Origin of the sequence: Phenylobacterium sp., assembly GCF_041920015.1 — a bacterium.
In the GTDB taxonomy this organism is placed as follows: Bacteria; Pseudomonadota; Alphaproteobacteria; order Caulobacterales; family Caulobacteraceae; genus Phenylobacterium.
Window position 1 is genome coordinate 1 of sequence record NZ_JAYRST010000110.1, and the last position, 7,929, is coordinate 7,929.

General features: G+C 68.9%; 5 protein-coding genes. All 5 read left to right on the forward strand.

Annotated features, from left to right (window positions below; genetic code table 11):
* Nucleotides 1-382 precede the first annotated feature (382 nt).
* Entirely contained in the window at nucleotides 383-1,378 is a 996-nt protein-coding gene (locus tag ACE3TL_RS15810) for an NAD(P)H-dependent flavin oxidoreductase (RefSeq protein ID WP_374579629.1), read from the forward strand.
* A 421-nt stretch (nucleotides 1,379-1,799) separates the two neighbouring features.
* Nucleotides 1,800-2,318: an RNA polymerase sigma factor gene (locus ACE3TL_RS15815; protein WP_374579630.1), complete on the forward strand. Its 519-nt coding sequence runs from the start codon at nucleotides 1,800-1,802 to the stop codon at nucleotides 2,316-2,318.
* A 5-nt stretch (nucleotides 2,319-2,323) separates the two neighbouring features.
* The gene (locus tag ACE3TL_RS15820; protein ID WP_374579631.1) at nucleotides 2,324-3,301 is read left to right on the forward strand and encodes a FecR domain-containing protein; all 978 of its coding nucleotides are present in this window, start codon (nucleotides 2,324-2,326) and stop codon (nucleotides 3,299-3,301) included.
* Nucleotides 3,302-3,439: 138 nt separating this feature from the next.
* Complete coding sequence (locus tag ACE3TL_RS15825; RefSeq protein WP_374579632.1) at nucleotides 3,440-6,409, forward strand: TonB-dependent receptor; 2,970 nt, start codon at nucleotides 3,440-3,442, stop codon at nucleotides 6,407-6,409.
* Nucleotides 6,410-6,424: 15 nt separating this feature from the next.
* Nucleotides 6,425-7,843, forward strand: a complete 1,419-nt coding sequence (locus ACE3TL_RS15830) for a hypothetical protein (protein WP_374579633.1) — start codon at nucleotides 6,425-6,427, stop codon at nucleotides 7,841-7,843.
* The last annotated feature ends 86 nt before the right edge of the window (nucleotides 7,844-7,929 follow it).

Genomic DNA, 7,929 nt, shown 5'->3' on the forward strand with positions numbered 1-7,929 from the left:
GACTCCGTTCGGGCCTGCGACGCGGGGCAGGACCCAGGCTGTCCGTTGATCCAATCCCTCTATGCAGAACATGGGCCGTCGCCGGACAGCCTTGACACTAAAATCCCCATGTGAGGCTGCAAGGAGCTCGGCGCCTCGCCGAGCGGGACGCGCCGTCGAGGGGCCGGCGGCGCCGTCAGGCGCGCAACGCGACGCCCCCGCAGGAGCCGCGCCTGCGCGGCGGGACCGAGGGCGGTCGCCGGCCCCTCACCCCGGCCCTGCGGCGGACGCCGGCCCCGCCAAGAGGTCCTTGATCGCAGGCCCCGAGCAGGCAGACATAGCATCGCCCCGAAACGCGCCGGGGTCCGACATGGCGCACGGGGATTTTCAGGAGAGGAATTTCATGATCCGCACCCGCATTACCGAGATGTTCGGCATTGAAACCCCCATCGTCATGGGGGGCATGACCGGCGTCGGCCACGCGCCGCTGGTGGCCGCCGTGGCCAACGCTGGCGCACTCGGCTTCATCGTCGCCCACCACTCGCAGACCGCCGAGGACCTCTGGAAGGAGATCCAGCGCTGCAAGGATCTCACGGACAAGCCGTTTGGCATCAATCTCACCCTGCTGCCGTCGCTCAATCCGATCCCCTACGATGAGTACCGCGAGGCGATCATCGAGAGCGGGATCAAGATCGTCGAGACCGCCGGGCGCAACCCCACCGATCACCTGCCGCGGTTCAAGGAGAACGGGGTGAAAGTGATCCACAAGTGCACCTCGGTGCGCCACGCGGTGACCGCGGTGCGCCACGGCATCGACGTCATCTCGATCGACGGCTTCGAATGCGCCGGTCACCCCGGTGAGGACGATGTGGGCCTTGTGGTGCTGCTGCCGGCGACGGTCGACGCCGTCGATGTCCCGGTGATCGCTTCGGGCGGCATGGCCGATGGCCGCGGCCTGGCGGCGGCGCTCGCCCTGGGCGCCGACGGGGTCAATATGGGCACGCGCTTCATGGCCACCCAGGAGTGCGCCATCCATGAGAACGTGAAGAAGAAGATCGTCGAGAACACCGAGCGCGATACGCTGCTGACCAACCGCACGCTGCGCAACACCAGCCGGGTGGCGCGCAACGCGGTGTCTGAGGAGGTCGTGCGCATCCAGCAGGACTCGACCAAGACCATCGAGGACGTTCGCCACCTGGTCGCCGGCGTTCGCGGCCGGACCAACGTCATGGGCAAGGGCGACACCGACGACGGTATCTGGACCGTCGGCCAGAGCCAGGGCCTGATCCACGACATCCCGACCGTCGCCGACATGGTCCGGAAAGTGAACCAGGAGGCCGAGGAACGCCTGCTGGCCGGCGCGCGCCGCGTGGTGGTCGAGGCCCGTCAGCTGGCCTAGGCTTCGCGCTTGCTTGCGGCCCCGAGGCGCGGCCCCTAAAAGCCTGGGTCTCGGGCGCCGCTCAATACGCGCCGACCTTGAGCCGGGGGCGCAGTCGTCGCGACTGCGCGGCGGCGGTCGGAATTGCCAACAGGCGGGCTCCGTACGCTCGGAGATTCCAACGCCCGGCCCTATTTGCGCACGCAGCTTGCGCCTTGGCGCCGAATGATTCAGACTCTCCCCTGCCGATGCGCATGCGTCGGTAGGGGCTTGGAATCCCCTGTGCAGCGTTCACGACGACATAGCCGGCGAGACCGTCGGCGCGCCGCCGTTCGCCTTAAGCGGACGACGGACGACGTGTGAGTGCGGCGGCCGCTTGGCCCCGCAGGATGTTCCAATGCGCGTGAGTGCGCGGCCCCTTCCAGGACCACGGGAGGGACGAATGACGTCCTTGGAGAAGGCCGACATAGAGGCGGCCGAACTGGAACGGCCAAGCCTGGAAGCGCTCTACCGGCGTCACGCCGGCTGGCTGGCGGCTGTCCTGCGGCGGCGCTTCGATCCCCAGATCGCCGAGGACATCGTGCAGGAAGCCTATATCGCGCTCTCGCCCTATCAGGCGCAGGGCCGGGTGGAGCGGCCGCAAAGCCTCTTGCTTCGGATCGCCGAAAATCTAGCCTACAATCAATCCAGAGGCGTGCGCCGGGCCAGGGCTCGCGTCGAGCGCCTCGCCGAGCTGAGCCGTTGTCATGAGACTTTCACGGACGCCGAGCAACATCAGGCCCTCCTGCTCAAGCAGGTGCTTGAGGACTTGCCCGAGTCGCTGCGGGACACCTTCATGCTGAGCCGCCATGCCGGGATGAGCTACGCCGAGATCAGCGCCCACATGGGCGCTCCGATCAAGACCGTCGAGGCCCGGATGAGCCGGGCTCTGTCGATGATTTCCCAGCGGATGCGGGACTAGGCTCCATGACCGCCGCCCACGCCCCCCAGGACCAGATCGACCAGGAGGCCGCCGACTGGTTCGCGCGGCTCAACCGACTGTCGATCAGCAGCCAGGCGCTCGAGGAGTTCCAGGTCTGGCGGCGAGATCCTGCCCGTGACGCAGCCTATGAGCGGATAGAGGAGCTTTGGGCCAGCGCCGGTCGGCTCGGCGACCACCCGGACACCCAGCGCGCCGTCGCCGCGGCCTTGGCCCGCGGCGTCCGCAAACGCAAGCTCGTCGGAGTCTGGTTTCGGCGGGCTGGGCTGGGCGCGGGGCTGGCGGCGGTCGCGGCGAGCGCCGCCCTGGTCATCGCCTTCACGCTCGATCGAGGTCAGCCATACAATACCGGCATTGGCGAGCAACGGTTGGTCAGCCTTGATGACGGCAGCCGTCTGCGGATGGATACCGACACCCAGGTTCGGGTGCGCTTTTCCGATACGGGCCGCCGTGTTGAGCTCGTCCGCGGACAGGCCTTCTTCGACGTCGCCCACGACGCCTCGCGGCCGTTTGTGGTTCGCGCCGGCGACCAGTCCATTCGCGCGCTTGGCACGCGCTTTGACGTGCGCCGGCAGGGCACCGACGTTCGGGTGACCCTGGTGGAGGGCTCGGTGGAGGTACGGCGGACGGGCGCTGATCAGGCCTGGACGCTGGCTCCCGGCCAAGGGCTTTCGGCTCAGGGCGAGCTCGTGAAGCCGCCAACCCCTGTCGACGTCGGCGCAGCGACGAGCTGGACGAGTGGGCGCCTGGTGTTCCGGGCCACGCCGCTGAAGGATGCTGCGGCCGAGATCAACCGCTACAGCACCGCCAAGGTGGTGCTGGAATCGCCGGATCTGCAGAACGTCCAGGTCAGCGGCGTCTTCGATGTCGGCGACACGCGCGCCTTCGTCGCCGCCGTCTGCGACCTCTTCAACCTTCAGGTCGAGCAGGTGGGCGGCCAATACCGCCTGAAGGCCCGGAGCTGATACGCGCTATACGCGCATCATCTTTTCATACAGCATCCCTGAGATGTTTTTTGCAGACCCCGTCAGGGTAGGCCGCAGGCTGCGGTGCTTCTCCCTCAACAGCGGCTCTTCGCCGCCCGATTGAGGGGGAAACACCAAGTGTCCATTCGTCCGGTCTTCGCCGCCTGCGGCGTCAGCATCCTGGCGCTGCTCGTCGCCGCGCCCGCGGCTCTGGCGGCGCCCGCCGAGCCCGTCATCAGCTTCGCCATTCCGCGCGGCAGCCTCGAAAAGGTTCTGACCGCCTACGCCTCGCGGGCCGATATCCAGTTGCTCTACACGCCCAATGTCGTCGCCGGACTGCACAGCGAGGGCCTGATCGGCGACTATACGGCCAAGGCGGGTCTTTCCCGTCTGCTGGCCGGCACTGGGATCGTCGCCCTGGAAAGCCGTCCCGGCGTCATCGTGCTTCGGACTGGCGTGGTCGCCGCCCCACTGGCGACCCCGGCGGCCGAGGTCGCCGCCACCCCGTCCATCCTGGACGAGGTGGTGGTGACCGGCTCGCACATCCGCGGCGTGACGGCAGGCGCCTCTCCGCTGGTGGTGGTCGATCGCGACGCCATCGACCGGCGCGGCTTCGCCACGGTAGCCGACACGCTCGCCGCGCTGCCGCAGAACTTCGGCGGACTCGGCACGCCCGCCGCAACCTCGACCGGTATCGATACGACGACGCAGAACGCGGGCCGCGCCACCACCATCAACCTGCGCGGTCTTGGCCCCGACGCGACCCTCGTCCTGGTCAATGGGCGGCGCATGGCCGGCGCGGGCGGACGTGGCGACCTCTCGGACGTGTCGTCGATTCCCACGGCCGCGGTCGAGCGGATCGACGTGCTGCTGGACGGAGCGTCTGCGCTCTACGGCGCCGACGCGGTCGGCGGGGTGGTCAATATCATCCTGCGCCGCGACTTCGACGGCGCCGAAACCCGAGCCCGGGTCGGCGCGGCCCGCGGCGGCGGCGAGGAAGTGCAGGTCGCGCAGACCTTCGGCCGCAATTGGGGCCGCGGCCGTGCGCTGGCCAGCTACGAGTACTATGAGCGTCAGGCGCTCTCCTTCGACGATCGACGCTATACGCGCAGCGCCGATCTGCGCCCGCTCGGCGGAACCGACCATCGCAGCGTCAACGCCACGCCGGGCAATGTCCTGGTCACCGACCCGGCGACCGGTCTGACGAGTGTCGGCTGGGCGATCCCGGCGGGGGCGAAGACCTTTCCGCTCAAGCCTTCGGACTTTGCGGCCGGCGAGGCCAACCTGACCGGCCTGCGCGATCAGATGGACCTGCTGCCGCATCAGCGCCGTCACAGCCTCTACGTCGCCGCCGGCCAGGACCTTGGCGAGCGGATCGAGGTGGATGGCGAGCTTCGCTACGCGCACCGGACCTCGCAGAGCGCGTCGCTGGCCTCGACGGCGACGATCACCATCGCCGCCAACAACCCTTACTTCGCCTCCCCCAACGGCTCGCGCACCCATCAGATCGCCTATTCGTTCCTGGATGAGCTCGGCAATACGCGCGCGAGCAGCGAGGTCGAAAGCCTGGGGAGCGCGCTCGGCCTCAAGGCTGATCTCTGGGCCGACTGGCGGCTTGAGGCCTACGGCGCCTATGCCCGTGAGCTGACCCATTCGAAGACCGAGGGGAGCGCCAATTCCCTGTTCCTGCGCGAGGCGGTCGGCGCGGTCGCTGACAATCCAGCCACCAGCTACCGAGCCGCGGTCGATGGCTATTTCAATCCCTACGGCCCCAACAGCCGCGCGGTGCTCGACTTCGTTGGCTCCGGCTACAGCCGCCAACGCTACGAGGGCGAGACCTGGTCGCTCAATGTCCAGGCGGACGGCAAGCTCTTCACCGCGCCGGGCGGGGACGTGCGGCTCGCCGTCGGGGCTCAGGCGCGGCGAGAGTCCTTCGGCCAACGGACCGAAAGCTTCACGTCGGCCGCCACGCCGACTGTCAGCCATCCCGCAACCACCGAGCGCGACGTCAGCGCCCTTTTCGCCGAGGTTCGCGCGCCGCTGGTGGGCGAATCCAACGCCCGCCCCGGCCTTCGCCGGCTGGAACTGTCGCTTGCGGCTCGGATCGAGCACTACCAGGCGATCGGATCGAGCACGAACCCCAAGGTCGGCGTGGTCTGGGAGCCGACCGAAGACCTGCGGCTGCGCGCCAGCTACGGGACCTCGTTTCGCGCGCCGTTGCTCAGCGAAGTCTATGCTGAGCCGTTGTCGGCCGCCGCCTTCTACAATCGCGGCAGTGGCCGAATCCTGGCCATCAACCTGACTGGCGGCAATCTGGACCTGGAGCCGGAGACGGCGACCAGCTGGACGCTCGGCTTCGATTGGCGGCCCAAGCAAGTCGAGGGGGTGAAGCTCTCGGCCAGCTTCTTCGACATCGACTTCAAGAACCAGATCGACCGGCCGACCACGCGCTTCATCCAGCAGGGCCTCGACCATCCGGCCATCGCCCCGTTCGTGCGGTTCGTGGACCCGGCCAACGCTGCGGACCTCGCCTATGTCCAATCGCTGATCGACGCGCCCGGCTACCTCACTGCAGGCCTCTATCCGGCCACCGCCATCGGTGTCGTAGTGGACTCCCGCTTCGTCAACACGGGCGCCACCCATGTCCGCGGCGTCGATCTCTCAGCCGACTATGGCTTCGATCTCGGCGAGAACCGTTTCGAGCTGACGGGCAGTCTTTCCTACTTGGCCGACTACGAGCTGCAGCTGACCCCGACCGAGACCATGGTCAACTATGTCGACCTGGCCGGGCAGCCGGCCGATCTGCGCGGGCGCGCCTCGGGAAGCTGGCGGCGCGGCGACTTCAGCGGCCTCGTCGCCGTGAATTACGTCGACGACTATCGCGACAGCGTCGGTCACCGGGTGGCGTCGTGGACCACCTTCGATGCTCAGCTTAGCTGGAGCCCGGCCTCGGCTGCGCTTGACGGCCTCAGCCTAGCCCTGACGGTGCAGAACCTCTTCGACACGCCGCCGCCCTTCGTCGATGGCCCCACCGGTGTCGGCTACGACCCGGCCAATGCCGATCCGGTCGGCCGCTTCGCGGCGATCCAGCTGACCAAGCGCTGGTAAAACGGCCCCATCACGATGCGTGTTTTGATGGGAGTATGCGCCCTGGCGCTGACGCTCGCCTGCCCGCAGGCCACGTCAGGCCGCAGCTACACGGTCGAGGATCTGCTCGCCACCGAAGCGCTCGGCCAAGCCCAGGTCGACGCGCACGGGCGTTGGGCGGTGGTTGAGCGCCAGCGCCCCTGGCGGGAGGTCTCCGACTACAGCTATGGCGGCCTGACGCCGATGCTGCTGTCCGAACTCTGGATCGCCGATCTCAAGTCTGGCGGACCGCTCGTTCGCCTCGTCCCCTCCGCGCCGGACACCGGCTACTTCGCAGGTCCCCTGTCGCGCGACGGCTCGCAGGTGATGGTCTATCGCCTGAGGGGCGCGCGGCTGGAGGCGGGCGTGGCGCGGCTAGCCGACAAGACGATCGCCTGGACCGGCCGGACGCCGGAGCTGCCGGTGTTTGGCCGCGCCGCCCAGTGGACCCCGGACGGAAAACTCCTCGTCCTGACGACCGGCGAAAACCGCCTGCCTTATCACCTGGCTTCGCGCCGAACGGTGCAGGACGAGTTGCCCGGCCGCTGGCGCGAGGCGGCGCAAGGTCAGGTCGCCACCCGCTCGGCGATCGGCAGCGGCCGCTTCCTCGCCTGGCGCCCCCGGTCTGCACCAGGGGCCCTGACCCGGATCGATCCGGCGACCGGCCTCGCCCGCTCCTTGGTCGCCGGCGAGTTCATCGACCTGGAGATCTCCCGCTCGGGGCGCTGGGCGGCGCTGATCGAGCGTGCGGGCGACGTCCAGCCGCCGTTGGACGAGCCTGCCAGAGTCGCCTCGCCGACCCGTGACTTGCGGCTGGTGCTGGTCGATCTTCTAACCGGCCAAACCTCGCGCCCGAGCCTGCCCGCCCCGCTCGCGACCGGCCTGCTCAGCTGGTCGAGGGATGAACGCCTGCTGGTCGCCGTGGCCCCCAGCGTCGCGACGCGCCAGCTGGCGGTGGTGAGCCCCGTGAACGGCCAGGTTCGACGGCTGGACACCGGCGGCCGGCCGCTGGCCCTAACCGGCAACCTGGAGGGTTCGGTCTATGCGCGGGCGGCCTGGTCCGGCTCAGACCCGGTCGCTCGGGTGAACCGGCCCGACGGCCATGTCGCCTGGCAGGCCATCCCGAACGGCCGCGTTCCTGGGACCCTGGACGCCATCGCGGCCGCCCCGCCCGAACCGGGCACGCGACTGCGCGTCAACCCGCCGCTGCCCGCAGAGACCCGGCGGGACGGCGAGACGGTGACGTCGCTCGGACCAAATGGCGCCCCACGGGTGCGCTGGAGCCTGCCGCCGGGGGCCGAGGTCATGGCGGCCGGTGGCGATCAGGTCCTGGTTCGCTTGACGACGGCGCAGGGCGTCACGCACCTTGCTCGGATCTGGTCTGCGCCCCGCGAGGTGATCCATCCCTTAAGTTAGTCCGAGGACCATTTTGGATGGATGGAGAGATGGCAAAGAAGCGGCACAAGCCCGAGGAGATCGTCGCCAAGCTGCGGCAGGTTGAT

Coding starts and splice junctions, on each gene's coding strand:
- ACE3TL_RS15830 (WP_374579633.1), top strand. CDS start 6,425: ATGCGTGTTTTGATGGGAGTATGCGCCCTGGCGCTGACGCTCGCCTGC.
- ACE3TL_RS15810 (WP_374579629.1), top strand. CDS start 383: ATGATCCGCACCCGCATTACCGAGATGTTCGGCATTGAAACCCCCATC.
- ACE3TL_RS15820 (WP_374579631.1), top strand. CDS start 2,324: ATGACCGCCGCCCACGCCCCCCAGGACCAGATCGACCAGGAGGCCGCC.
- ACE3TL_RS15815 (WP_374579630.1), top strand. CDS start 1,800: ATGACGTCCTTGGAGAAGGCCGACATAGAGGCGGCCGAACTGGAACGG.